31 protein-coding genes are annotated in these 26793 nt (G+C 31.0%); 22 read left to right on the top strand and 9 right to left on the bottom strand.

Annotated elements, in window-relative coordinates:
• The first annotated feature begins 6 nt into the window (after positions 1-6).
• Genes MEFER_RS00460 through MEFER_RS00415 form a run of 10 tightly spaced genes read left to right on the top strand, consistent with a single transcriptional unit; the run spans position 7 to position 8546 of the window.
• A complete protein-coding gene (locus tag MEFER_RS00460; RefSeq protein ID WP_012794958.1) occupies positions 7-711 on the top strand; it encodes a hypothetical protein in 705 nt (234 codons plus the stop codon).
• Positions 712-759: 48 nt separating this feature from the next.
• Positions 760-1587, top strand: coding sequence for a hypothetical protein (locus tag MEFER_RS00455; protein WP_245527784.1), 828 nt, complete (start codon positions 760-762; stop codon positions 1585-1587).
• Positions 1584-2084 (top strand): hypothetical protein, encoded by a 501-nt coding sequence (locus tag MEFER_RS00450; RefSeq protein WP_012794956.1) that lies wholly within the window; start codon positions 1584-1586, stop codon positions 2082-2084. Before MEFER_RS00455 ends, MEFER_RS00450 begins: the two co-directional genes overlap by 4 nt.
• A 1-nt stretch (position 2085) precedes the next feature.
• Positions 2086-2454 (top strand): hypothetical protein, encoded by a 369-nt coding sequence (locus MEFER_RS00445; RefSeq protein WP_012794955.1) that lies wholly within the window; start codon positions 2086-2088, stop codon positions 2452-2454.
• 5 nt (positions 2455-2459) lie between these two features.
• The gene (locus MEFER_RS00440) at positions 2460-4013 is read left to right on the top strand and encodes a type II/IV secretion system ATPase subunit (protein ID WP_012794954.1); all 1554 of its coding nucleotides are present in this window, start codon (positions 2460-2462) and stop codon (positions 4011-4013) included.
• Between the two features lies 1 nt (position 4014).
• Positions 4015-5745 (top strand): type II secretion system F family protein, encoded by a 1731-nt coding sequence (locus tag MEFER_RS00435; RefSeq protein ID WP_012794953.1) that lies wholly within the window; start codon positions 4015-4017, stop codon positions 5743-5745.
• Between the two features lie 2 nt (positions 5746-5747).
• Complete coding sequence (locus tag MEFER_RS00430) at positions 5748-6302, top strand: hypothetical protein (RefSeq protein WP_012794952.1); 555 nt, start codon at positions 5748-5750, stop codon at positions 6300-6302.
• Positions 6299-6658 (top strand): hypothetical protein, encoded by a 360-nt coding sequence (locus MEFER_RS00425; RefSeq protein WP_012794951.1) that lies wholly within the window; start codon positions 6299-6301, stop codon positions 6656-6658. The genes MEFER_RS00430 and MEFER_RS00425 overlap by 4 nt, the downstream gene beginning before the upstream one ends.
• Entirely contained in the window at positions 6646-7773 is a 1128-nt protein-coding gene (locus MEFER_RS00420) for a hypothetical protein (RefSeq protein WP_012794950.1), read from the top strand. The genes MEFER_RS00425 and MEFER_RS00420 overlap by 13 nt, the downstream gene beginning before the upstream one ends.
• An 11-nt stretch (positions 7774-7784) precedes the next feature.
• The gene (locus MEFER_RS00415) at positions 7785-8546 is read left to right on the top strand and encodes an A24 family peptidase (RefSeq protein WP_012794949.1); all 762 of its coding nucleotides are present in this window, start codon (positions 7785-7787) and stop codon (positions 8544-8546) included.
• 72 nt (positions 8547-8618) lie between these two features.
• Here the strand turns inward: MEFER_RS00415 and MEFER_RS00410 are convergent, their stop codons facing one another.
• Together MEFER_RS00410 and MEFER_RS08160 are read right to left on the bottom strand one after the other, a co-directional pair.
• Positions 8619-9665 (bottom strand): archaellin/type IV pilin N-terminal domain-containing protein, encoded by a 1047-nt coding sequence (locus MEFER_RS00410; RefSeq protein WP_012794948.1) that lies wholly within the window; start codon positions 9663-9665, stop codon positions 8619-8621.
• Positions 9666-9977: 312 nt separating this feature from the next.
• Positions 9978-11099, bottom strand: coding sequence for an archaellin/type IV pilin N-terminal domain-containing protein (locus MEFER_RS08160; protein WP_012794947.1), 1122 nt, complete (start codon positions 11097-11099; stop codon positions 9978-9980).
• A gap of 389 nt (positions 11100-11488) precedes the next feature.
• On the opposite strand from MEFER_RS08160, the gene MEFER_RS00400 reads away from it, so the two are divergent.
• The 4 genes from MEFER_RS00400 to MEFER_RS00385 all read left to right on the top strand — a co-directional run bounded on the left by MEFER_RS00400 (position 11489) and on the right by MEFER_RS00385 (position 14805).
• Entirely contained in the window at positions 11489-12745 is a 1257-nt protein-coding gene (locus MEFER_RS00400; RefSeq protein WP_012794946.1) for a CBS domain-containing protein, read from the top strand.
• Between the two features lie 47 nt (positions 12746-12792).
• On the top strand, positions 12793-13233 hold the full coding sequence (gene pyrI / locus MEFER_RS00395) for an aspartate carbamoyltransferase regulatory subunit (protein ID WP_012794945.1): 441 nt from the start codon (positions 12793-12795) through the stop codon (positions 13231-13233).
• A gap of 90 nt (positions 13234-13323) precedes the next feature.
• Positions 13324-13713, top strand: coding sequence for a DUF126 domain-containing protein (locus tag MEFER_RS00390; RefSeq protein WP_012794944.1), 390 nt, complete (start codon positions 13324-13326; stop codon positions 13711-13713).
• A gap of 72 nt (positions 13714-13785) precedes the next feature.
• Positions 13786-14805, top strand: a complete 1020-nt coding sequence (locus MEFER_RS00385) for an NOG1 family protein (RefSeq protein ID WP_048056251.1) — start codon at positions 13786-13788, stop codon at positions 14803-14805.
• Here MEFER_RS00385 and MEFER_RS00380 read toward each other — a convergent pair.
• Genes MEFER_RS00380 through MEFER_RS00370 form a run of 3 tightly spaced genes read right to left on the bottom strand, consistent with a single transcriptional unit; the run spans position 14758 to position 17488 of the window.
• Positions 14758-16158, bottom strand: coding sequence for an NAD(P)-binding protein (locus MEFER_RS00380; protein WP_048056384.1), 1401 nt, complete (start codon positions 16156-16158; stop codon positions 14758-14760). The two genes, MEFER_RS00385 and MEFER_RS00380, sit on opposite strands and share 48 nt — an antisense overlap.
• A gap of 13 nt (positions 16159-16171) precedes the next feature.
• On the bottom strand, positions 16172-16969 hold the full coding sequence (locus MEFER_RS00375; RefSeq protein WP_012794941.1) for a hypothetical protein: 798 nt from the start codon (positions 16967-16969) through the stop codon (positions 16172-16174).
• A 39-nt stretch (positions 16970-17008) separates the two neighbouring features.
• Positions 17009-17488, bottom strand: a complete 480-nt coding sequence (locus MEFER_RS00370; RefSeq protein ID WP_012794940.1) for a PUA domain-containing protein — start codon at positions 17486-17488, stop codon at positions 17009-17011.
• A gap of 191 nt (positions 17489-17679) precedes the next feature.
• Here MEFER_RS00370 and MEFER_RS00365 point away from each other — a divergent pair, with 191 nt between their 5' ends.
• Positions 17680-18000 carry a winged helix-turn-helix transcriptional regulator gene (locus MEFER_RS00365; protein ID WP_012794939.1) on the top strand — a complete coding sequence of 107 codons (321 nt, stop codon included), beginning with the start codon at positions 17680-17682 and terminating at the stop codon, positions 17998-18000.
• A gap of 10 nt (positions 18001-18010) precedes the next feature.
• Positions 18011-18781 carry a MinD/ParA family ATP-binding protein gene (locus MEFER_RS00360; protein ID WP_012794938.1) on the top strand — a complete coding sequence of 257 codons (771 nt, stop codon included), beginning with the start codon at positions 18011-18013 and terminating at the stop codon, positions 18779-18781.
• On the opposite strand, the gene MEFER_RS00355 is transcribed toward MEFER_RS00360, so the two are convergent.
• Positions 18776-19663 carry a hypothetical protein gene (locus MEFER_RS00355; RefSeq protein ID WP_012794937.1) on the bottom strand — a complete coding sequence of 296 codons (888 nt, stop codon included), beginning with the start codon at positions 19661-19663 and terminating at the stop codon, positions 18776-18778. The two genes, MEFER_RS00360 and MEFER_RS00355, sit on opposite strands and share 6 nt — an antisense overlap.
• A gap of 144 nt (positions 19664-19807) precedes the next feature.
• Between MEFER_RS00355 and MEFER_RS00350 the strand changes: the two genes are divergently transcribed.
• The 5 genes from MEFER_RS00350 (at position 19808) to MEFER_RS00330 (ending at position 23108) form a co-directional block, all read left to right on the top strand.
• On the top strand, positions 19808-20233 hold the full coding sequence (locus MEFER_RS00350; protein WP_012794936.1) for a CBS domain-containing protein: 426 nt from the start codon (positions 19808-19810) through the stop codon (positions 20231-20233).
• A gap of 72 nt (positions 20234-20305) precedes the next feature.
• Positions 20306-21208: a methanogenesis marker protein 11 gene (gene mmp11 / locus MEFER_RS00345; RefSeq protein ID WP_012794935.1), complete on the top strand. Its 903-nt coding sequence runs from the start codon at positions 20306-20308 to the stop codon at positions 21206-21208.
• 9 nt (positions 21209-21217) lie between these two features.
• Positions 21218-21775, top strand: a complete 558-nt coding sequence (locus MEFER_RS00340) for an Era-like GTP-binding protein (protein WP_012794934.1) — start codon at positions 21218-21220, stop codon at positions 21773-21775.
• Between the two features lie 5 nt (positions 21776-21780).
• Positions 21781-22227: a cell division protein SepF gene (gene sepF / locus MEFER_RS00335; protein ID WP_048056250.1), complete on the top strand. Its 447-nt coding sequence runs from the start codon at positions 21781-21783 to the stop codon at positions 22225-22227.
• Positions 22228-22307: 80 nt separating this feature from the next.
• Positions 22308-23108 (top strand): indole-3-glycerol phosphate synthase TrpC, encoded by an 801-nt coding sequence (locus MEFER_RS00330; RefSeq protein WP_012794932.1) that lies wholly within the window; start codon positions 22308-22310, stop codon positions 23106-23108.
• Positions 23109-23124: 16 nt separating this feature from the next.
• Here the strand turns inward: MEFER_RS00330 and MEFER_RS00325 are convergent, their stop codons facing one another.
• From MEFER_RS00325 to MEFER_RS00315, 3 genes are all read right to left on the bottom strand, one after another.
• Complete coding sequence (locus MEFER_RS00325; protein WP_012794931.1) at positions 23125-23493, bottom strand: hypothetical protein; 369 nt, start codon at positions 23491-23493, stop codon at positions 23125-23127.
• A 114-nt stretch (positions 23494-23607) separates the two neighbouring features.
• Entirely contained in the window at positions 23608-24591 is a 984-nt protein-coding gene (locus MEFER_RS00320) for a hypothetical protein (RefSeq protein WP_012794930.1), read from the bottom strand.
• 122 nt (positions 24592-24713) lie between these two features.
• Positions 24714-26429: a bifunctional NADP phosphatase/NAD kinase gene (locus tag MEFER_RS00315; RefSeq protein ID WP_048056249.1), complete on the bottom strand. Its 1716-nt coding sequence runs from the start codon at positions 26427-26429 to the stop codon at positions 24714-24716.
• Between the two features lie 80 nt (positions 26430-26509).
• Between MEFER_RS00315 and MEFER_RS00310 the strand changes: the two genes are divergently transcribed.
• The gene (locus MEFER_RS00310) at positions 26510-26779 is read left to right on the top strand and encodes a PRC-barrel domain-containing protein (protein WP_012794928.1); all 270 of its coding nucleotides are present in this window, start codon (positions 26510-26512) and stop codon (positions 26777-26779) included.
• Positions 26780-26793 lie beyond the last annotated feature (14 nt).

Below are 26793 nucleotides of genomic sequence, written 5' to 3'. Positions count from 1 at the left end.
AACACAATGAATAACTCCGGCATATCATTAATAATTACCATGTTACTGTTAATTGGAGCTGCGGTTGTTGTTGGAACTATGTATTACACTTGGAGTAACGATATATTTGCAGATACTACAGAAAAAATGACTCCAACAATAAAATCATCCATAGGTAACGTTATAAAACCCATTGAAATTTCATCAATTGAGACATACTATTTTACAAATCTCGATTTAAATAACGATTTAAAAATAACAAATACCCCTGAAGAAAGATTTATACAAACGGTAATTCTTGAATTCATAAATAATATTGATGAGGATTTGAGTGTAGATACGAGAATATACTGCTTAACTCCAAACGTTTCTTGGGCATCCGTGAATATAGATGAAAATAACAACAACCAATTATTAGATAGAAATGGAAATCCTTACAATCATAATGGAGTTTATATCTATTTTAACGAGACATATTACAATTCTTCGATGAAATTTTACGATAAAGATGGGAGATTATATTATGCTTCAACAAATACATCAAATCTAACCAATTTAGTTGTCTTAAATTCCCCTACAAAGAGTTTTTTATTAAAAGGAAATTCTAAGAAAGCTGTTAGTTACCACATCCTAATAAATAACACAAAGATTCCAAATACTCCAATATTTAAAATTGTTGCTTCTACAAAATATGGAAATGTAGAGAAAAAAATAACGTTTGAAATAAACTAAACACTAAAAGGTGATAAATACATGAAAAAAACATATTATGTGTTAAGTATGTTAATCTTACTCATAATTAACTCTACTTTTGCAGAATTTAATACTTCAGGTATAGATTATGATAATATGAAATATAACGAGATTTTATACATAACTATAAAAAACGACACTGCGTATGTTAAAGATATAATAAACGGAACAAATACTCCTCATTATGTAAAATCTGCAGGAATTGTTCTTTATGAAGATATCTACGGTTGTAATTACTCATATCTACTTTATACAAATTCTTCAAGTTCTATTGTATTTTACTACAACTTTAGTGTTGATAAACTCAATAACACAATAAATATAACGATTCCACAACTTGAAGATTATGTAGGTTCCCTTGGGAGAATTAGGATGAGAATTCCCCCAAATGATATAAAAATTGCAATATTTGCAGAAAATAAATTGGCTGAAACTAACGGAAAATACATTTTAGAGTATAACAAAACAAGCAAAAAAGTTGTAAGTTTAATTTATTTAGATGACATTTCATCAATTTGTAACATTTACCATCCAAAATTCTTTAACAGTTCAGAATTTTATGGATACATGGTTAAAAATACCACATCCATTGGTGAAAATAATACTTCTTACATAATTAAAAACTCAAAAGGTACATTCACGTTTGATAAAAAATACAACGTTTTTGTTTCAAATAATACCGCATACTTGAAAGAACCATATTTCTATGTAAAGCTATACGATTCAACTCCAGATGATGTAATAGTTTTGGAAGAAAGAAGGAACTCACCAAGTTTGTTGGGAGTTATTGGGATTATTTTAGGTTTTGGGCTTATAGTATTGGCAATCTACCTTGATAGAAGGGGAAGAACATGAACGTTTACACATCTACAATTTTTGTTGTAATGACAGTTTTTGTATTTTCTACTCTGGCTTATGAATGGGGAAATAACATAATAGATAACAGTTTAGCCCAAATTTCAAAAGAAAATGAGAAAAATGATATGAAGATCATAAAAAACCTTATAAACGATGTAATTTGTAGTGGAAAAAACTCTGAAAGAACATTTAACAATGAAATTAAAATTAATCCAAAAAAACAAACCGTTAGTATTTCCAACGGGACTAATTGTTTATTATTAAATATTACAACTATTGATGGAATCAGCTATGACGTTTATCTGGAAAGAGGAACATTATACGTATTTATTTACAATATTTCAGCCCCATATCAAGATGTCTCTTACATAAAATACTTAGACTCATCAATTTGCGAATTTGGAGGAAATTTAACGATAAATTATTCCAATAACGTGAGATACTACTACACCAATCACTCAAAAATCTATATTTACAACCTAATAATGGGATAGCATGCATATTATCGTAAAATCTACCCTTCTAATGTTAATCTCTGTCTCAATTATATTGTTTACATCAACGATTTATGATGAGTTAATTGAGGTTGGGAAATATAGATACATAGACAAGATAGACAAAGAAATTACCTCAGAAATTATGAATGCTATAATTCTGGCAAATGAAGGTAATATAACCATTTATAAAACGATAGAATTGGATTGTGACGTTGAATTTATCAACAATTCGTTTGTTATAATGTTCCAAGATAAAAGCTATGTTCACAAATTCCATAACGTCCATTTTTTACATAATAAGCTTTCGGAGATATCCAAAATCTCATGTAAGAAGATTGACGACACTTACATAGTTGAAGTAAAGTGATAGCTATGGGAATCACTGAAAATCTAAAAAAGATTTTTAAATTTAAAAATAAATCAGAAAAAAAAGATGAAAAAAATCTTGGAATAGAGGAGAGTTTGAAAGAAGTTTATGAAGAAATTAAAAACCTCGAAATATATGAAAAAATGACAATTGATATGGCAGATGTCATAATTGGTTACGATAGAGTAGAAAAAATGGGAAAGTACATAGTTGTTGAGCCAATTTTAACGAAAGAAGAAGTAGAATTATTTTTAAAATTAATGAAAATTGTGCAAATGTTGTTAGATGTCCCTGTGGAAGAAATAGAAAGAGAAAAATTGCAAGAATATTTAAAAGAAAGGATTTTTGAAATTTTTGATGATTTAAAGTTAACAATAGATGAGATGACAAAGCATAAATTAATTTACTATTTGGTTAAACACCTCATTGGTTATGGAAAGATAGATGTGCTTATGAAAGATGAGAATTTAGAGGATATTAGCTGTACTGGAGTTGGAAAACCGGTTTATGTATTCCATAGAAAATACGAACATCTAAAAACAAACATAAAATTTGAAAGTGAAGAAGAATTAGACTCATTTTGTATATCTTTAGCTCAAAGATGCGGAAAATCTTTAACTTTAGCCAATCCAATAGTTGATGGCTCTTTACCAGATGGTAGTAGGTTAAATGTAACCCTTGGAAATGATATCTCCAAATATGGTTCTACATTTACAATAAGGAAATTTACACACTCCCCAATCTTGCCAACCGATTTAATAAGGTACGGCAGTATTTCTCCTGAAATGCTTGCATATCTTTGGTTATTGATTGAATATAAAAACTCCATTATGGTTGCTGGAGAAGTAGCTACTGGAAAAACTACTCTTCTAAATGCATTCTCCCTCTTTATTCCACCAAAAATGAAAATTGTATCTATAGAAGATACTCCCGAAATCAGATTGTTTCATGAAAACTGGATTGCTGGAACTACGAGAAGCGGTTTTGGTGGAGAGGAATATGAAGTAACAATGATGGATTTATTAAAGGCAGCTTTAAGGCAGAGGCCAGATTACTTAATCGTTGGGGAGGTTAGAGGGGAAGAGGCTAAGATATTGTTTCAGGCAATTACTACAGGACATTTAGCATTGGCAACAATACACGCCAAATCTCCTAAAGCGGTTATAAGAAGATTGAATGCTGAGCCAATGAATATTCCAAAAATTATGCTCGAGCAATTAAATGCAATATGTATGCAGGTTAGAATAATATATAGAGGAAAGTTCGTTAGGAGAACTAAAAGCATAACCGAAGTTGTTGAATATGATCCAAAAACTGACGATGTTATTTTACATGACGTTTTTTGGTGGAATCCTGAGGATGACACTTTTGAATTTTCTGGAAAGAGTTATTTATTAAAAAGGATATCAGAATTTGCAGGTATTTCAGAAAAAGATGTTATTGACGAGCTTCATAAAAGAGCTGAATTTTTAGAAAATTTGAGTGAAGAAAAGCTTAGATTTGAAGATTTTGTTAAGAGAATATGTGGATATAGAGAAGAAAATGTAATGGGTGGTTAAATTGGACTTTTTTAAAAATTTAAAAAATAAGTATTATAGGTTGGCAATAAAGCTTTTTAAAATGGAGGATGAAAAATTTGATGAAATTTTACTAAAATCTGGGATAAGCGCAATATCCTCAACGTACCTACCAGTTATATTCTTAACAGCAATTATTGTAGGTTTTATGATATTTGTTATGCTCTTTATATTTTTTAATGTATTTTATGCAATTTTTGGATTTTTGGTATCAGTTTTTACCATTATTTTATTGGGAATCTCATATCCCTACATTGTAATGGAAGAAAAAGCTAAAAGCATTGATGAAAATTTACCTTATGCGTTTGCCTTTATATCTGCCCTATCAGCGGCAAATATTCCAGTGGTTGAGATATTCAACTCTTTATCAAAGGAGGGTATTTACGGAGGGATGAGTAAAGAAGCAAAAGAAATTATTAAAGACACTAAAATATTCAATTATGATATTATAACTAGTTTTCTAAGAAGAGCAAGAATAACACCAAGTAAGAAATTATCGGCAGTATATTATAACATAGTAGCATCTTTAATCGTTGGAGCTGAAATGAAAAACATTTTTCATGAAATACATGAGAGGTTAATGGAAGATAGAAAATTAGAATTATTGGGAGCTATTGAAAAAGTTGAGATACTTTCTGAATTCTACGTAATAGCCTGTGGAATGATCCCTCTTTTTGTTGTAATGACAGTTCCTGTAGCATCTTCAATTAGTGCAGTGTTGCAAAGTGTATCGTTCTTAGGAGATCCAATGTTGCTTCCACTAACGTTTTATTTATGGGTTCCAATCGCATCAATAATATTTATGGGATTAGTTTATGGAATATTACCAAAAGATTTTAAATTAAATGTCTCCCTATTGGATGTTTTAAAAGAGTTTGATGAGCCAAAGATAGAAGGAATAAAAATGAAATTTAAATGGAAACCTGTACATTTTATCACCATATTCTTTTGGATACTTTCTGTAATCTCTTTTATGTTCTTTTTCACTAAAAAATCAATCTTCATGTTTTATGGGGAAGATTTTTTAATGTTTGGAATTTTAGCTGCTATACTTCCATTTATCTTAACGAGTTATTGGCAATTTATCATTGAAAATCAAAAAGAAAAATATTATCCAATATTTTTGAATGATTTAACCATGGCTGTGAGAAGCGGTATGGACATAATTAGAGCGATGCAAGTTTGTGCAAGAACAAATTATGGTCCTTTAACAAAAATTGTTAAAAAAATGGCTGTTCAGATGTCGTGGGGAAGGCCTATAAATGAAGTATTTGCAGATTTAGAAAAAACAGAAAAATCCTTAATTGCTAAAAGAATTGCATCAATATTAAAAGAATGTGCAGTCTCTGGTGGGGATATTAAAGACATTTTAACTTCAGTAACAGTCCACGCTTATAGATTGAGTGAGATGAAGAAGGAGATAAGTTCCAGGCAGTTTATATATGTTGTCGTTATCTACCTTACATTTTTTCTGTATATTGGGACTTCCTACATAATGGTTCATTCCCTTCTACCAACATTATTGAAAAATGTTCAGGGATTGAGTGTTGATTTTTATAGGAATTATTTATTTCAGGGGATTTTAATATACTCAATATTTTCTGGGGCTTCTTTAGGAATATTAACTGAAAGATCAATTATTGCTGGAATAAAACATGTTTTGTTTATGTTAATTGTTGGATATTTGATATTTAAACTCTATATTGGGGGATAAAGATGGAATTAGATTATTTACTTGCAACAGCTATATTTTTGATAGTTTCTGCTTATATTATCACTGAAACTGTCAATTTACATAGTGTTTATGACATTGAAAATGCAAGAAAAGAATTTTTGATGTATTATAATAACTTAAAATATAATTTTTCAAGCTCAAAAGGTGATTTAATATTTAATTTTAGAGTAAATGATATAAACTACGTTATTGAAGGGTTTGTATTTAAAAACACTTCTGAAGGTAGAGAATTGGTAAAATATCTCAGCAATATTAACGGCTCATACATTATTGCATATTCCAAATCTAAAGATACCTTTATCGTAACAAAAAATGAGGAATTTCTAAAGATAATAGGATATTATAACATCTCTGCAAAATATAAAAAAGATGAATATGAGGATGTTGAGATAATCTATCCAAAAGGCTATAATATAACCTATAGAGAGTTTCCAAGGATTAATTGCCACAAGTTGTTTGAAACTCCATTTTGTGCTGTTGATAATCACGATGCTATATCGTTAAAATACTATGGAGTTTTAGAAGTGGGAAGATGAACAATAAAGGGTTTGTTAGAATTTTTGAGGCAGTAATTGCAAGCATTATAATGATATTAGTTTTTTCCTATTTGGTTGTGTCTCAAGATTTCAATTATAATGTAGGATTAGAATTTATTGGTTATAATTCCCTATATTCTGCAAATATTGAAGAGAGTGATTTTGAAAATATCGGCTCCCTTTATGAGAAGATAAAACTGCCGAGTAACGTAGGTTACGGATTTGAGATTTACAAAAATGGGAATTTAAGTTATTGTGATGCAAAAAAGGGAGTAATTGTTGAAAGGAACTTTATATTTGAAAATAATTCCTCAGTAAATTTTTATAAGCTAAGGTTGAAATTATGGTGGAGATGAATAAAAAAGGGCAGTTTTTTATCATTGGTGGGGTTATCTTAGCTATTGGATTGATATTGTTTTTCTTACTTAGTTTTAATGTAGATAGCTTCGATAATAGTTATTTATTGGTATTTAAAATGAAAGATGCCAAAAACAGTATAGAAAAATGTTTAATAAACTCTCTAATCTCAAATTCAAATTTAACAAAAAATTTAATTTATCTAAAAAATAATTATAAGGAGGAGGGCATTGAAATTGATTATAAAAAAATTAAACTATCCACTATAAAATATAAGGCAAAGAACTTAACATTCAATTTTTCTTTAAAAAATAATATCCTCTACTATAACATATCAAATCATGGATTTGGTGGAGCATTTAATGGGACTCTAAAACTCGATGGCAATAGTGTTCCATTGTATGTTGAGGAAAACATTTCAGTTAATGGAAGTATTGACATTAATAAAAATTATGCTAAGGTATCTGTTTATGATGAGTTTGAGAATTTGCTAATTAACAAAACAATATACAACAATTCTGTATATGCAAAAACATTGTATCATTATATATTGAATACATCTAAAGAAGGAAATTTTGCTGTATTTATTTTAGCAAAAGATAATTTTAATTGCTCAAGTGGAAATGTCTCTTTTATAAATACAAGCGGATACTCCAATAACAATGAAACCTATATAAATATCTCGATAAATGGAAGCTTCTTTGGGTATTTACATGTTATAAGTTTTGATAAAAATTACACCTGCATAGTTAATGAAAGCAAAAATTATATTTTTAAAACTACACCCCCTGTTTGTGTTAAGCTTTTAAATAACTATTCAGACGTTATTTTTAGCTATAACTTAAATGAAAGCATAACAAACTTTACAGATACTTCCTATCTTATTATAAATGAATCCTGTAAAAATAACTATTCCAACGTAATTTATGGTGATGCACCAATGCTTTATGTCGCCTTACATTATGACAACAGCCATATCATAACGATTTATAGTCCACAGAAAGGAATTTCTTCAAAAGGCTTTGTTTTGGCAGATATATTTATTATAAAACCTAATTTGTTTTACTCATCATTGAATAATTCATTTGAGTATCAAAGCTGGAATATTAACTAATTGGTGGAATAATGGATTTAAGTTATTTATATGGGTTAATATGCTCAATATATGGGGCTGTGGAGGATTGGAAAAAGAGAGAGGTTTCTGACTTTTTATGGATATCCATGCTTTGGATAGGAGTTATTCTTCATAGCTTGCATATTAAGAATTTAATGTTGTTTTTTATTGAAATTGTTGCCATTTTATTTATTACAATGGCAGTTAAGTATGAAAAATTTAGTAAGTTATTTTACATTGGAGGGTTTCTGTTTTTATTGACATTTGTTGTTTTTAAATCATATTTTGCGTTATCTTTTTTAGTGTTTTATTTAGTTGGGATTTTGTTATATTATAGCAATCTTATGGGTGGGGGAGATTGTAAATTTTTGATGGGACTGAGCTATTTAAAAGGAATGGTTTTTACATTTATCATATTTTTAAATGCAATATTGTTCGTTATCCCTTATTGCATAATTATATTCTTAATAAACTTAAAAAACAAAAATTATAGAGGATTGAGGTTAAAAAATCTTATACTTTTATTTATAGCTTTAAAAAAAGATGCTAAAGATGTTAAAAAGTTTGAAACAGTTATGGGGAATGATAAAAAAATATCTTTAATTCCAAAAATAAATGAAGAAAATGAAAAAATAGTATATGAAGGGAAGGTTTGGGTTACTCCTCAGCTTCCATTTTTAGTTTTTATATGTTTTTCTTATGTTTTGTATATGTTTTATCCGTTCCCAGTAATTTTAAAGATAATAGAGTTAGTTGTTAAATCTCATTTTTAAATTTTCTAATTTCTGCTACTGATATTATTTTTGAAATATTGAAAATTGTAAAAAAGAGAAAAACTAAAAAATTTATCTATCGTGGAGTGTTATCTTAACATTTACTTGTTTATAAACTCCTTCGTCAGAAACCACTTTTATAGGAATTTCAACAGTTCTCTTTAAAGATTCCCCAATATTAAAGCCCATTGAAGCTCCAAAGAGGAAGTATATTTCTTTTTGAACTTTCTGTCCTGGTTGTAATGTTCCTACTTTGTATTCATTTGTGTAGAAGTATGCATCTGTCGGGTTATCATATTTATTGAATGCCCAGCCTGTATTCCAACCTATGAATTTCTTAGCACTTGTATCATATGCACATGCGTAGTAGAAGTTGTTAAATCCTCCTGCATATAACCTCATAGATTGTCTGTATGTTGAGCTTCCCCACGTACTTACATCAGTTACTGATAAATCTTTGCTATCATTAACTGCTGCAACTCCTGTAACTGATGGCAAAGCAAATATATATTTTATACTGCTGTAGTTGTTACCATCATCACCAACCCAAGTAGCTCCAGGATATATTCCAGTTCTATTTATAATCCCTGTAAATTCATTTCCATCTTTATCACATAAGACATAAGCTTCGTAGCTGTTTCCTGCAGCATCTGTTATTGTAGTTTTCTTTAATTGTAATGCTGCAATTTCTTCAGCACCCTCAGTTTGTATTTTTACATTTGTTAATGCTGAATCATAGTAGTTTTCAATTGTTATTGGAACTGGGACTATAATTCTTTCATCATAGAGAGTTCCCCATTCACTATCTTTTGCTAAAGCGTTTAGTTTATATTTTGAGTAGTCAGGGTAATCCCCATATGATGTTTGTAAAACATCACCTAAATCTAAGTCTCCCTCAACGTCAATTTCTTTTGGAACTGAAACTCCTATTGCTCCAGCATCATATGCCATTGATGATGTTGTTCCTTCAATTGCTGATTTTGTCTTTTCTTGACCAGTTTCAAATAATCCTCCTCCCCAGGCGTAGAAGACAGCTCCTACCACTATTGTAACCCCTAAAACGATTAGTAGAGCCAGTATTGGTGATAACGCCTTTTTATTCTTCAACAAATCCAACATCTTTTCACCTCTGCCTTTCCCTCGAGTGTCCCATTATGGGAGACTGTCATCAGGTATTAAAGATTACTTTATATTTTATTAAATTTTCTTTAATGTAGGTTGTTATGTATATACAAACTTTCTCTATATAAAGTTTTCTTTATGAATTATTTAGAAAACTTTAAATATGAAAATAAAACCTAAAATACGAATTTTTATGAAGAAAGTAAATATATTTCATAAATTTTATTTTAAAATTTAAAAGAGATTCTTATATTAAAAAATTTAAATTTATAAATGTATATGGCAAATAAAAAAAGGAAATTAGAGAATTTATGACCACTCTGGGTCTTCAATGTGGAATTTCAATGGAATTGTCTTAGCTAATGTTCCTTCGCTGTCTTGGATTTTAATTCTTATTTCATCAATATCTGGTAAGTATTCAGAGTCTATCCAGTGGAACATAATGTATGCATTGACAGTTTTAACTGTATTTGGTGGAACATCTCCAATTGTGTATGTTGGGTTGTTAAAGGTTGTTTTACAATCACTGTAACTACTTCCCCCGTAGAATGTGGAGTTCATATTGCCAAAGAATACGTTTGGTGTATTAACAGCCCTGCTGTAACCTGATGATGTTAATGCTTTCATGAAATAAGTTACACCATCAGCACTTATAAGTCTGAGTGGAGTTGTAACGTTGTCAGCAAATGAGTTGGTTGTATAGTTTTTATATTGTTGATATTCCACCTCTGTCCAGTATGTGTTGTAGTATTTATCTTCATAATATACAGAAGCGGTCTGAGGTTCAAGTGCTCCAGATGATTCGTTAAATTTGTATCCAGGATTTGACATGTTTATGCAGAGGGGACTACCTGGTGCAAATACATATTTAAGTCCTGTACTATCTTCTTTTACTGCTGTAGCACCAATATATCCTACGAATTCAGTATCATCTTTTTTACATAATATGTATTGGTCATTTGTTTCATCGTATTTCAAGTGTAGTGCATACCATAAGTGTCCTGATAATCCGAGAACTTTTGCAGTAACTCCTTTTAATGTCTTATCTTGGGCGTTATTTCTTATATAGATTGGAACTTCAAATATAACCCTCTCATCTTTTGTACATCCAGTGTATGTTCCTGGTTTATACGAGGCTGCCTTTTTAATTGCTTTGTCGTTATCTGCATCAACATCAGTTGAAACATACTCAAATGTTGCTAGACTTTCATCATGTCCTACAATTCCAACCTTAACGTAGTATGGAAGAACATCGCTTGACATTGTTGCAGATGCCCCCTTAACTGCCGCCTGTGTCTTTTCTTGACTACTTTCAAATAATCCTCCACCCCATGCATAAAATACAGCTCCAACAACTATTGTAACTCCTAAAACGATTAATAATGCTAATATTGGAGATATTGCTTTTTTATTTTTAAAAAAGTCTAACATCTTTCTCACCTCTGCCCTTTCCCTCGAGTATCCTATTATGGGAGACTGTCATCGGGTAATAATTATTTTGTATTATTATTAATTTATGTAGGTTATTATGTATATCATATTACTTATGCTATATATTACGTAAAAATAACATATAAATTTTACTATTTTTTTAAAAATATTATTACCAAATATTTATTATTTCAAAAATCATAATAAAATAATTAAAAATTTAATAATCTTAAAAATTCATAAAATAATTAGAAATAGTAATATAAGATATACTAGCTAATTATCGCTGTTTACCTACTTTTAATTCAAATCATAGAATGACAGTTAAAGTTTAAATATCAAATTGCATTATAATATTAATCATCAAAATTTTCATTAAAGGTGGAATTATGTTGAATGAACCAGTAAAAGAAATAATGACAAAAGATGTAGTTACAGTAACACCAGATACACCCGTATCAAAGGCATTGGGCATAATGGAAGAGAACGGATTTCACCATTTAATAGTTGTTGATAACAAAGATGGTGAGGAAGAATACTACCTAATAAGCATTAGAGATCTGTTGTTGGCTACATCAACACATGAAGAAGTTGCTTCATTAATGTACAAAGCACACTGCATACATGAAGACACACCAGTTATAGATGCTGTTTGTGAGATGTTAGAGAGTGGACAAAGGGCAGCTCCAATAGTAAATGATGAAGGAAAGTTAGTTGGTATTGTAACAGATTACGACATTATGGCAAGGGCTGCAAAGTCAAAAATAATGAAAGACACAAAAGTTACAAAGATAATGACAAGAAATGTTATAACAATAAATGAAAATGACTCAATTGGTAAAGCAAGAGCTTTAATGAGAGATAACAACATCGGTAGATTGGTTGTAGTAGATGACGAAGGAAATCCAATTGGAATGGTTACCGAAGTTGATATATTGAAGAAAGTCTTTAAACCTAAGAGAAAAATGACCGTTGGTGAATTTAAAGGGGAAAAAGTTCCGAGAATGGGTCAGCCAGTTAAGATAATTATGAACACACCTCTAATAACAATAAGCGTTGACGATACCGCTGCAGATGCTGCGAGAGTTATGCAAGAATACGATATTAGAGGAGTTCCAGTAGTTAAAGGAAATGCATTGAGAGGAATTGTTACAAGATTGGATATTATAAAATATATTGCCGAATTGAAGAAAGGAGCAATGATCGAAGTTGAAATACATGGAATGTTAGATCCAGAATTTAAAGACCTTGCTGAAAGAATTATTGCAACAGAAGTTAAGAAAATGGTTAAACAAGCAGGAAAAGTTCATTGGATAAAAATAAACATTAAGAAAGATAGAGATAAAGGAGGATTACCATACTACAAGATAACAACATACGTTAAAACTCCAAATAAATTATATGTTGGAGAGGGTAGACCAAAAGCTTCACTACCAAATAAATTAGAAGCCGAAGGGGAAGATGTAGCCTACACCTCAGAGCATGAAAGATGGGAATTTATTGACGTATTAAAAGAGTCATTAGAATCAGTGTTAAGACAGATAGAAGCAGATTTCGAAAAGTACCATCCAAAATATGTTGGTAAGGTTATTAAAGAGCAAATGCAGGAAGAATTTAACCCGGAAGAATTTAAGAAAGAAGAATAAAGCCTTTCTTTTAAATTTTTAAATTTTTAGTGAACATAGGGGTTGTTATGGATGAGCTAAAGGTAAAAAAGATTACCAACGGTACCGTTATAGACCACATAGATGCAGGAAAGGCACTGATGGTTTTTAAAATTTTAAATGTTCCAAAAGAAACCTCTGTTATGATAGCTATAAATGTTCAATCAAAAAAGAAGGGGAAGAAGGATATTTTAAAAATTGAAGGGATTGAACTAAAAAAAGAAGATGTTGATAAAATATCTCTAATATCTCCAGATGTAACTATCAATATCATTAGAAATGGGAGAGTAGTTAAAAAACTTAAACCACAAATTCCAGATAAAATTGAAGGCATATTAAAATGCACAAATCCAAACTGTATAACAAACAAAGAAAAAATTAGAGGGAAATTTAAAATAGAAAACAAAAACCCTTTAAAAATTAGATGCTATTACTGTGAAAAGTTTTTAAATGAGATAATCTTTGAATGAACCTTTTTCAAAAAGGTTCATCAAAACGGATGCATTATGTGGGGGCTAAAGCCCCTCATAATGCCTCTTAGAATTATCTATAGGGATAATATGGAATTAAAGGGAAGAGCAATATCTAAAGGAGTAGTTGAAGGAATAGCAATTGTTTCTAAAAAACCATTCTCTTTTTTGGGAGGGGTTGATGAAGATGGAAATATTATAGATAAAGATAGTGATTTATATGAGGAATCTTTAAAAGGGAAGATTTTTGTATTTCCTTATGGTAAAGGTAGCACGGTTGGCTCTTATGTAATATACGGTTTGGCAAAGAGAGGGATTTTAAAGGGAATAGTTAATAAAGAATGTGAGCCAATAGTTGCCACTGGAGCTATTTTGGGAGGAATCCCATTAGTTGATAAAGTAGATATAGAAAAAATAAATACTGGAGATAAAATTATCGTTGATGGGAATAAAGGAGTGGTGAAAATTTTAAATAAATAAAATTAAATTTTGGCTTATTTTATTTTTAATATTTTCCTATTTTAAGGATTAAAAACTATTTTGGTGATGTTTATGGGAAGAGATGCCAATCCATTTAAAAAAATGCCTACAATATTGATGCCTGATGAATTGATGGCTAAAGCTTTAAGAAGAGGAGAAAAAGTTGCAAATGAAATGAGGAAGAAAGAACTACCATGGTTGTTGAAAGCGAGAGCTGTAGAGGAGCATAAGGTAAGAACCATCGCCTCAGTTGTTGCCGACAACTTACAAAAGGTTATAGATAAAACTCCTCCAGTAAGAAAGCTCCCTAAATTTTATCAAGAGATGGTTGAGGTTTTAGTTGGAGTAGATGACTTTAAAAAGTCAATGGGAGCGTTTAAGTGGGCATCTGAGTTAGTTAGAAAATTGGGAAATGAGTATGCTAAAAAAATTAGGGCGGCAAGAACTCCTCAACAAGCTGCAAAATTAAGGAAAGAATTTGTAGGTAGAGTTAAATCCATATTGGAGCAGATTCATCCAGAAATGGCATTTGTTGCTGTAGCAAGAGAAAAATTAAAAGACATGCCAACCTTTAAAGAGCTACCAACGGTAGTTATAGCGGGTTATCCAAACGTTGGGAAATCAACCTTGTTAAAAAAGCTTACTGGAGCGGATGTTGAAATAAATAGCTACCCATTCACAACTAAGGGGATAAATGTTGGTTATCTCGATGATATTCAGATGGTAGATACTCCCGGATTGTTAGATAGACCTTTGTATGAGAGGAATGATATTGAGCTACAGGCAATTTTAGCTCTGAATTATTTGGCTAATTTAATTTTATTTATAATAGATGCAAGTGAATTTTGCGGCTATACAATAGAGGAGCAGATTAATTTACTGAAAGAGATAAAAGAGCTGTTTAAAGTCCCTATTGTTGTAGCCATAAACAAAATTGATTTAGTAGATGAGAATAGAGTTAAAGAGGTTGAAGAGAAACTAAAAGATGTTGGAATTGAAAATATACTAAAGATATCTGCTGATAAAGAAATTGGGTTGGATGAATTAAAGAGATTTTTTATTCAATATCTCAGAGAGCATTACATCAACTGAATACGCAGCCCTTGTAATTCCCATACTTCTTGGGTCTGCATCAGTTCCAACAATATAAAAGGTATCGCTTACTTTTGGATAGACAAAAAACTGCCCTATACAGCAGGATGCCTGCTCAGGAATTGCCCTCTGAACATGTAAGAAATCAGTTTTTTCAACATCGATATTTAAATATTTTTCAATGGCTTCATAAGCTTCCTTTTCCGTTTTATTAACAAATGAAACTCCTATCAATGCCTTACCTTCAGGAGCTAAGGATTTGTCATAGTTGGTTATGCACTTTGCCCATGCTGGAGGGTCTATCCAAATCTCTGAACCTTTGTATTTTAAAGGATTTTTATCCTCATCAATACCAAACCACACAGTTAAAGATGTTGTGTATTTTATATTTTTTAGATAATTTTCCAATTTCTTAATTTCATCAATGTTTTTTGCTATGTCAGGGAGGATTCTTGAAGGTGCTGAGAAAACAACAATATCTACATTGTAGCTGTCTTCATTAGTTCCAATGATATAACTGTTTTCTTTTTCATCTTTTTCAATTGAAATCACTTCTTCATATTTTATTCTTGTGTTTTTTAAGGAGTTTAATATGCAGTTTGTTATTGATTGAATTCCACCGAGCGGGTAGCCTTGAGTTGAATACCTCTCTCCACTTATAAATTTTGAGATGTAGCTTTTAGAACCATCTTTTATAGTTTTTAGAAATCCCTTTGATAAAATATTTCTAACTCTTTCAGGATTGATTTTCTTTATTAATATTGATTTCATTGGATTTATTTTTGAATCCTCGTAAATGAAAGGTAGTATGTCATCTTCAGGTATGTATCCAGCCCCTGTAAATAACCTCCAAAGTGGAGTATTTCTCATATCCTCTCCAGATAAAAAATAAGAAATTGTATCAAAAAATTTTAATGAAATTTCACTTAATCCCAAGCCTTTTACTGCACAATAAACAGATGTGTCTTTTTCAAAACCCATGCTCATTAAGTCAATTGTCTTTGTAGTAATTATTATTTTATCTTTGTGTGGAACTATAGGGGTTGTTAGCCACTCTTGTAAAGAAACAGGTATTTTATGCAGTCCATTATTTAGTCTTATATAGTAATCACCATAAGATCTAAAATTTGGAAGATAGTTAGAATATTTTTTTAACAACCTTATTAAAGGCCCGTTATTTAGCATGGTTATTGCGTGAACTCCAATATCTACTTGATAACCATCTATTTTTTCACTTCTACACAACCCGCCTATTTTATCTTTTTCAAATAACACAACTTCATAACCTTCTTTCTCTAAAGCTAAAGCACTTAAAAGCCCAGATATTCCCCCGCCAACAATTCCTACTCTCATATATATCCCAAATTTATTCATTTTCAATCTCATTTATTAAATTTAGAGATTCAACATCTCCATGCCTATTGGCAATATCTTTAATCTTTTCGAGAACTTTTAATTTTTTATTTGTTAGTTTTTTCAACTCTTTACAGTATTTTATCACATCTCTATACCCAATTTCTAAAAATTTTCCTTTAAACCTTGATAATTCATAAGCTAAAAGCCCCCTTAATACATCATCATTTGAGAATAAAAATACTGGATGAATCCAGATTATTATCCTTTCCTCATCATTTTCCACAAAATTCTCTACTTTATTCACATCCATAAATACATCAATATAGACGGAAATTTCTTTATCCATATCAACCTCTTCCAAAAGCCCTTCAAGGATATCATTCATTTTTGTATCAAACTCTATAATTTTCTCATCTAATTCATCATCCTCCAACTCCATCCACTTTAAAACTCTTTCTTTAAATTCTACTGTTGTGTTGTTTGATGGGTAGAGGATTGAATAGTCATTAGCGTCAAATTTGTATTCTTTACTAGCTCTTGAGGATAGATTTATTATCATCAAACCGCTATCCAAATTTTTTAAATTGATGCTTTTTAATTTATATTTTCTCATCTCTACTTCAAAATCCTCTAAATTTTCAAAATCTTCTAAACTTCTAATGTAAACTTTTTCTCCATTTTTTCCTTTTAAATAAAATCCTTTAAATTCGATATCAGCCAAATCTCCTCTGATTACATCTTTTGAAAATTCATCTAAGTTTCTGTAAATGTCCAATAAAATTTTTTGAGCTAATTCTTTTGCTTTCATTATTCCACCTAGTAAATTTAAATTTGGTACAATATTAGATTATCCTCCCTCCCTTAAATACCATCCCTTATCCTTTATATTTTTAATCATCTTTCCATCAAAGATTCCAATTCCTAAAAATTCCCTATTTTTATTAAAAACTGCAATTCTTCCAGAGCCTTTAACTTCCATAATCGATTTTTTAAAAACATCTCTCCCATATAAGAACAAAACTTCCCCCTTTTCGTTTATAACTGCGTAGTTGTTTACTATATGTGGAGATATTAACGTAAATCCTTCCAAAGATAGTCTAAATTTTCTCTTTATTTCTCCAAAAACATTTCCTACTGAAAATATTTCATCAAACTTATTTAAATTTCGTATTGTTTGTTTATTTGCATAACAAATAGTTGTCCATTTTCCTTTCAAAGCTATTAAATTTTCATAATCAAATTTCTTAACAAAATCTTTATTTATATATTTAATCAACTCCTCTTTTATTAAATCTACTTCGTAATCTTTTAATTTTCTTGGTTTCATAATTTCACGTTTTAATTATTGTAATTGTTATTATGGTATTATGAATTAGGTTATTATATATTATACACTAAAAATATATTTTATTAAACTAAACATTGCTGAATTTACATTACTTTATAACCAGAAAGTTTTATATAATATTTAAATTTAAATAAATTTTAGTGATATCAAAATGAATTTAGTGTGGTAACATGTCAATCTTCAGTGTGCTTGGAAAGAAAGGGACTATAGAAGTATTACATAAAATTAAAGATGGTGTAAATTCTTTCACAAGTATAAAAAATGCTTTGGATATGGAAGGTTGTGGGGTAAGCACGAGAACGTTGGCAGAGAGGTTGAATGATTTAGAAGAAGAAAATTTAATACAAAAAGATGGAGGTAAATATTACCTAACAAAAAAAGGAGAAGAGGCGATAGAAATTATTGAAAATATTATAGAATGGGAGAATAAATGGAAGAAAGCGAAGATTCCAAAGATTATAATAGGCATGTTAGGGGATAAAGAGAGATAAAGGTGATGAAATGAAGATTATAACATTTTCAATAGCAAAAGGGGGCACTGGGAAAACAATTATTACAGCAAATGTTGCAGCAGCTTTAGCTAAGAGAGGGAAAAAAATCTTATTAATTGATGGAGATATTGGTTCAAAATCATTGTCTCACTTGTTAAACATAAAATCAAACATATTTTTATCAGATGTTATAGAAAAAGGGTATTCAATAAAAGATGCTGTCATTAAAACCCCTATTGAAAATATTGAACTGCTGTTGGTTGGAAAATCATTGACTGATTATCTAAAGTTTGATTTAGATGTATTAAAAAGATTTAAGGAGTTGGGAGATTATGATTACATCTTTGTAGATGCTCCATCTACATCAACGGGTGTTGAAACCTACTTAGCTTTAGGTCTCTCTGATTACTTCATCCCTGTTTTGGATTACACCGCATTTGGTCCAAGTTTGCAAGGGGCTATAAATACAATAGTTATTGGAAAGAACTATTTAGAGAGCATCCCAGCTGGTTTTATAATAAATAAAGCTGAAGATTTGCCTGAGGCTGTAATAAACGATGTTAAAAAAATATTGGGATTGGACTGCATATCAATAGTGCATAAAAACCCTTCAGTAGAGCAATCCTATGCAAAGAAGGAAATCTTTTACTTAAAATCTTCAGATAAGAAGTTTATTGAAGAAATTGACAAAATCGTTGATGCCTTAGAGGGATTAAAAGATGTGAAGGATAGGGATATTCCAAAGGTTATCGAAAAAATAAAAGAAAGTACTTTGCTATAATTTATTTTTATAATTGCTTGATGCCATAGCCTCTACAATTCTTTCTAAAGCCTCTTTTTGCTCTTCTTTTAATGGTATCCTTACATTATATTTTTTCAGCAGTTCTTCATCCACATTTATATCTTTATATCTCATCTCCACTTCTTCTTCAATATAACTTTTCAATAATTTTTCTCTAAATTTTGTAGCATTTCTTAAAAAACAATTAGTAATTTCAACAACTAAAACTACAAAAAATGCCCCCATAATGGTCATTATTGCTCTTTCTTCAATAAATGTTGGTATTACCCTAATGTAATCATCTGCACTTAAATGTAGATATAAAATTCCTAAAATTGAACCATATAAATGGTCTATCATTACTGTTGAAAATGACAAAATTAAAGCTCCTAATATAATCTTTTTATCATCTTTATTAAATAAAAACTCACTTATCTTCTCCCTAAAAGCAATTATAATCAATAAGGCTGAAATCGAGAGGAAAGAGTGATAAAAAACTTCTCTTCCAACATCTGTTAAATAAAATATCAATAAGCCTAAAGCCAAAATTATTACTGAATATTTCCATTTTCCCTCAGATAACGCTCCTGCAGATATAACCGCCAATGCTGGTGGAACTAAAGAATAAACTCCAAAATAGAATGCCTTTGGATTTAAAAGAAAATAAATTAATACCGTTAAAAATATTGCAAAAAATCCGTAAATATAACCTAACAAAAGACCACACATTGGAGATAAGCAGGGATATGCATTTATTTTGTGATTCAGACCTATCATTTTAAATTTAAGGAAAGGGATGAATATAAATATAAAAACAGTAGTTCCAATAAACATTAAAAACAATGATTTTTTATCTTTCCTAATAAATCTAAATATATTCATGATAACCCCCAATAAAAACTTATTACTTTTATCTTTTGTTTTATAAATATATTTCTATTTTATTTTAATCATTCTAAGTTATATATATTTAATATTGTATAAATTTTACAAAAAGTTTATGATATAAAATTTCTAGGTGTTATAATGATTAATACTCTTAAAAATATAAAAGTAAAAGATATAATGACAAAAAAGGTTATAACCGCAAAAAAAGACGAAGGTGTAGTAGAAGCCTTCGAAAAAATGCTAAAACATAAAATTAGCTCTTTACCAGTAATCGACGAGGAAAATAAAGTTATTGGAATAGTGACAACAACGGATATAGGCTATAATTTAATAAGGGATAAATACACCTTAGAAACTACAATTGGAGATGTTATGACAAAAGACGTTATCACAATAGACGAGGATGCAAATATATTGGAAGCTATTAAAAAAATGGATATCAACGGAAAAAAGGATGAAATTATTAATCAACTTCCCGTAGTTGATAAGGATAACAAATTGGTCGGGATTGTTTCCGATGGGGATATAATTAGAGCTCTTTCAAAGATTATTAATGACTTTTAGAAAAATTAATAAATAATATTCTCTGCTATTTTATCTTATTATTTATCATCATTTAATATGATAGGTGATTTTATGTCAGTGAATTATAAGAGAGTTATTGCCATGGTAGATGATGCTTTAAATCTCGTTGAGATAATTGAAGAGCATCCTTGCCCAAATGGTAGTGCATGGGTTATCTATCAATATCAAAGAACTTCCCCTCTAATCATATCTGCGTGGAGAGAGGGCAACAAACACTACTTTGTAACAAAAATCGGTAAAGAAAAATTAAATTTAGTTCCTTCATTATCAGCAGCTGGAATTGAGGAAGTTTATGTAAAAGAGGATAAGGTCCATATTGTCTATGCTGGCTTAGCTGGAGGGGGAGTAGGGACTGAGCTAAGAAAAGGAGCTGAAAATGTCATTGAAGTAAATATTTTGGAAAAAGGAGGAGGTTCAAAACTTGGGAGAGCTGAGGTCGTAACTCCAAAAATGGAGAAGGTTATAGTTGGTATTGACGACACTGATACAAAAGAAGAAGGAGCTACATGGGTTTTAGCACATGAGATTGGTTTAGAAGTTGAGAAGCACAAATTAGGCTATTATTTAGACCACACAATCATCCAACTCTATCCTGGAAATCCAAACAAAACACAAAACTGTGTATCTATCGCCTTAAGTTTTGCAGTTTATCCAGAATACAAATATAAATTAGATAAGTTCATTAAAAAGTTATTAAAGGAGAGAAGTTTATCTGATGATACGGCAATGGCGGTTTATTACGGTTTATTCCCATCAAAGAGCATGAAATTATTTGCTTTAAAAGCTAAAAAAGGAATGGTTACATTAGAGGAAGCAAAATCAATAGCTTTAAGAAACAATATAAAAATAATCTCAGTTAATGGAGAAGGAGGAATTATTGGAGCTGTTGCAGCTTTAGGATTAGCTGAGCATCATTCATTAGCTCCAAAATTATGCGAGGATATTGAGCTGTAATGTGAGACTATGAAAGATAGAGAATTTAAAATAGCCATTATTGGCCCTGAAAATGCTGGAAAATCATCAATAATGAATGCATTATTTGGAAAATATGTTTCCTTAGTTTCTGAAGTTGGAGGAACTACAAAGATGCCAATAAAAAAATATTGGGGAAAATTGAAAATTGGAAGAGTTAAGGAGGAACCAGAATTTGTAAATTTAGTTTTTGTTGATTTAGGGGGGTTATATACAACAACCGACAAACAATCACCAATCATGACTCCAAAAGTTTTAGAAAAGACTTATGAGGAGATTAAAGATGCTGACATGATTATACATGTAATTGACGGTAGCGTTGGTTTGTTGAGAAGTTTTGAAAGACTTCACCACCTATTAAAGTTTAGATACCAAAAACCTATTATAGTAGTAATCAATAAATGTGATTTATTAAATTATGATGATAGGGAAAATTTAAAGAATTATGTTGAAAAAAGAATAAAAAATACTCCTATATTTGTCTCTGCAAAAACTTTTGAAGGAATTCCCGAACTGTTAAGAATAATTATTAACTACTTGGAAAGGTGATTATGATGATAGACAAATTAAAAAGAATTTTAGGAAAGAAGAACAGCCTTTCTACACCTACTCCGGTATCCATAGACGATTACTTGGAGGAGATTGAGGAAATCCCAATAACACCAGTTGAAGAAGAAAAAACCATAATAAAAGTATGTAGCATTGAAGATGAAAAGGATGCTGTAAATGCAGTTGTTATGGCTGAAGCTGGATACATCGTTATAGCAAAAACTCCTAACTTAGAAAAAGAGATTGATGAGGAATTTATTGAAATTATTAAGAAAATGAGAAATGAAGCCCTAAAATTTGGAGGAAACTTAATTATTCTGGGAGAAGAACACTTGTTAATAACTCCAAAAAATGTTGTTATAGAAAAACTCATTAAAGAGAAAAAAGAAGAAAGCAACATTAGAAAGGAAAATAAAGAAAAAACTGAAGAAAAAGAACAAAGCAATGAATAATCTTTTTTAAATCAATTTAAAATTTTAATATGACTCTTTTTTTATTTTTATATAATAAAATTATTTTTTAATGTGGGATTATGAAAGTCTTAGATGAGATTGTCGCAAATAGAAGAAAATTAATTGATATGGAGAAAAGAAAAGATATAATTAGAGATTTGAGGGATTTTATTGGGGAGTTAGGAATTGATATTGAAAAAAATAGAAAATTAAAGTTATCCAAAGCTATAAAAAAAGCTAAAGAAATAAAAAATCCAATAATCACTGAAATTAAGCCGTCATCACCTTCAAAAGGAAATATTAGGGAGATAACTCTTGAAGATATTAAAGATATAGCCAAAGAGATGGTAGAAGGTGGAGCTATTGCTTTATCTATCTTAACAGAGCCAAAATACTTTAATGGAAGTTATAAAAACCTAATTGTTGCGAGAGAAGTTGATATACCAATATTGATGAAGGATTTTATTGTTGATTTTTATCAAATTGATATAGCGAATGAGATTGGAGCTAATGCAATTTTATTGATTGTCTCAGCTCTCAAAGAAGATTTAGGAGAGTTCTTAGATTATGCAAAAGAAAATGATTTGGAGTGTTTGGTTGAAGTTCATAGTGAGGATGAGGTTGATATAGCCTTAGATGCAGGAGCTAAGATTATCGGCATAAACAACAGAGATTTAAAAACTTTAAAAATAGATTTGTCAACAACTGAAAAAATATCTCCTCTAATTCCAAAAAATAAGATAAAAATTGGAGAGAGTGGAATTTATACAAAGGAACAGTTAAATTATATTTTAAAATTTGCTGATGCCGCTTTAATAGGCTCTTCAATAATGGAAAGTGAAAATATAAAAGAAAAAGTTATGGAATTGGTTAGAAAATAAATTTTTATTAACAGCATTAGCTGTTTTCGTCATTATTTGCTTTTAATTTGTAGAGAATTAATCCCAATGTTGCAAGTATTACACCAAAAATTATGAGAGGATATATACCCGCGTAGCCCCCAATAATAGCTGCCCCCAAACCAGTAGTGATGCTAAGCCATCCATTAAGCTGAAAGGAGTTTTTAAAATTTCCAGAAATTCCCATTAGAAGTGCACCAATTATTATAAGAGCAAGCTCAAATGCTAACATGTTCGTATTTATTCCAATGCAGACTTCATTACTTGGGATTTTTATGCAAGCCAATCTTTCAATTGGAGGTTTAATAATTCCAAGACAAATACCTGAAAAATAAATTAACAATCCCCCTACTTTCTTCCAATCCATACCAATCACCTGTTGATGGCAGAATGAATTCGACCTATTTAAGAATGGGATTACAATCATAAGAATATCAACAATCCTATCTCGCAGATTTTTCCTCCCTTCTGGGTCTTATCCCTATCCCCATGGCTTGGGGGATGCCATTTTCTCCGTTAGGTCGTCAACTTCCCCGTTCGCTGAAACCATGAGCAGCTTCCACTTTGCCGTTCCCCTACTGCCGGCAACGAGAATGGAGCCCTTGAAGGGAACAGCGTACGTTGGCGTGATGTTGAGTTGGGCGACCTCCCTTAGGTGCTTCCCATCGTACTCGAGGACGGTGTCGCCGTCGAACACGAACCAGTGCCCGTTCCAGACGGCTAAGCTCGCACCCGTGGCCGAAACCTTCCTTAGGTTTCCGCCTTCGTAGGCGTACAGGCCATCGTTTGTGGCAATCAGCACGGCCGAGCCGTTCGACGACATCGAGTAAACTTCAAGCCTGCCTGGGCACTCTACTGGGAGCTTTAAATCGTTTTGCTGGATGTAAAGCGACGTTCGGTTTCCAGTCTTGGTGTAGATGAACCATCCACTCCCAATGGGCGCGACATGTATCTCCTCTGCTGTCAGGTTCGTCGTCTCGAATTCCGTCCCGTTGAACCAGACCAGGATTTGAAACGTCATCATGGTGGTCTTCTCCATAACGAGCGCCGCCCTATCACGTCCCGCTCTGAACTCGATTGGCTGGCAGGTTGAGCAGCCGGGGTTTGAGTACACCCTAAACGTCTTCCCGTCCAAGGTCGCGACCCTCTCGACGCCGCCGAAAATCCAGAGGCCTTTGAAGTAGCCGATGACGTAGGGGTTCAGCCCGTCAAAGTAAGTCCAGTCGTCGGGCTGAAGGGAGAAGGGAGTTTTCTTCACGTCTTCCTTCCTTGATGGGATAGGCACCTCGTAGAAGGTCTTTCCATCGTAGAGAACCGTGTGAAACTCGCTGCTTGTGTGATATGTCACCATCGCCAGTGTCCCGTTTGATGCCAATCCCCATATTTCCATCTCAGCTGCTGCAGTAGTTGGACAGAGAAACATGCACATGATTAGTATTGCAACTATTTGGAGCACATCTCTCATTTTTGCTCCCTCAATATCTCTAAATAGAAATAAACTAAATATATAAAATATTCACATAAATATAATATTTATATTTACAAATAATACCATTTATTTAGAAGAGTATAAAAATATTTGGATTGTTATTTTACACCAAAGCATCTATTTAACTTATCATAAAAACTCTGCCCCTTTACAAAATATGCATAGCTTTCAGACTTTTCAAAGATTAACTCATCATCTTTGCCAACTTCATACTCTACACTCCCATCAATAACCAGTAGAGCTGGCTTTTCTAACTTAAGCTTTAATTTAATTTTATTTGATGCAGAAACTACCAAAGGTCTTGAAGATAGTTTAAATGGGCATATTGGAGATATTATAAAGCAATCAACACTTGGCTCAACTATGGGTCCTCCAGCACTTAAAGAATAGGCTGTTGAGCCAGTAGGTGTTGAGACTATAATCCCATCAGCCCTAACATTCTCAACGAGTTTATCATTAACATAGACGTCAAACTCTAAAATCTTTGCTGGGTTTTTTGTAATAACAACCATCTCATTCAATGCTGAAGGAGTTTTTATAACTTTATTATCTTTTATTATTTTGCAAGACAATTTACTTCTCCTCTCTATCTCATACTCTCCATAAACTACCCTATCAATTACTTTAAAAACCTCATCTTTATAAAATTCAGCCAAAAATCCTAATTTTCCCATATTTATTGATATTATAGGTATTGTTTCCCCATTGGCTAATTTCGAAGCTCTAAGTATTGTTCCATCCCCCCCAATAGCAATAATATGTGAGATTTTTGAAATATCAAACTTATCTCCTCCAACTTTATCCCTTAAGAAATCCTCAACACAGTAAGGGATTTTTTTATTTTTTAAATATTTACAAACCTCTATAGCTAAGTTTATAGCCTCTTCTTTATCCTCCCTAACCACTATGCCAAATCTCGTAGGCTTTATCGCCCATTTATTTCCAAATAATGCTATAAGCTTCTTATGCAAATAATTATTGCTAACAATTAATGAGGTTTTTTCCATTAAATGGAGTTTCATATCTAACGGCTTTCCATTTTTGTTTGTTATTATGGCGTTTCCCTCTCTACAGATAACGTAAGCTCCAGCCATATCACACAGTCGAGTATTTTCATTCACGTTTATATAGGCATCTAAAGCCCCACTAACAACATAACACATCTCCAAAGCCATTGAACCAAATAATCTAACCCTTCTAATCTTTCTTTCCTTTAAAAACTCCAATAAATCGTTAGAAAGTCCATAAACAAACAATCCAACTGATGCCTCATTTAAATTTTTTACATTATTTGTTTCTATTCTAATTTTTTCTCCATCCTTTTCTAAAAAGCTTCCCTCTCCCCTAACTGCATAATATAAATCTCCAGTAGCCAAGTTTTTAACAATCCCAACATATAAATCGTTTATTGTATAGTTATTGGCCATAAAATTTTTAATAAATTCTAAATTATTTATATTTTCTCTAATTAGCTTCTTATCCTCAGCTTTAATTTTTGCAACGGCTATTGAGGTTGAATATATTGGAATTGACTTTAAGGCATTGTAAGTTCCATCTATTGGGTCTAAAATAAATATATAATTTAAATCATTACCAACAACTTTTAAACCAATCTCTTCACTTATTAAAATTCCCCCACTGAACTTCTCCAATATATTTATTGCTATATTTTCAGCAATTACATCTATTCTTTTTGTTGGGGTACCATCTGCTCCTATTTTAACAACTTCATCTGCCTTTTCCCAACCAATTAAGGGTTTTATCTTTTTGTCAATCTCGTCAATAACTTTCATTGCAATTTTAAAACCTTCCATAATCATCACACAAAAACATTTAAATAAAGATTTGGTTAATAGAATTTTTAAAGTTTAAGTATATATGTTAGGTGAACGACATGGCAATTAGGGTTAGTGACATTTTAGAAAAACCAATATACACCACAACAGCAGTATATGTAGGAAAAGTTTATGATGTCATGCTCGATTTGAATAAAGGAGCTATTAGCGGTTTAATTGTCTCAGATATTCAAAATGGATGTTTAAAAGAATACATCACCACCCCGGGTAAGAAAGTTGTTTTACCATTCAACTTAATAACGGCTATTGGGAACATAATATTGGTTAAACCTCCAGCAGAATCAGGATACGGGTTTTTAAAGAAATAAATTTAATTTTTCAT

The sequence above is a fragment of the Methanocaldococcus fervens AG86 genome (assembly GCF_000023985.1).
GTDB lineage: Archaea > AGJL01 > Methanococci > Methanococcales > Methanocaldococcaceae > Methanocaldococcus > Methanocaldococcus fervens.
This window is presented reverse-complemented; position numbering and strand designations above follow the sequence as displayed.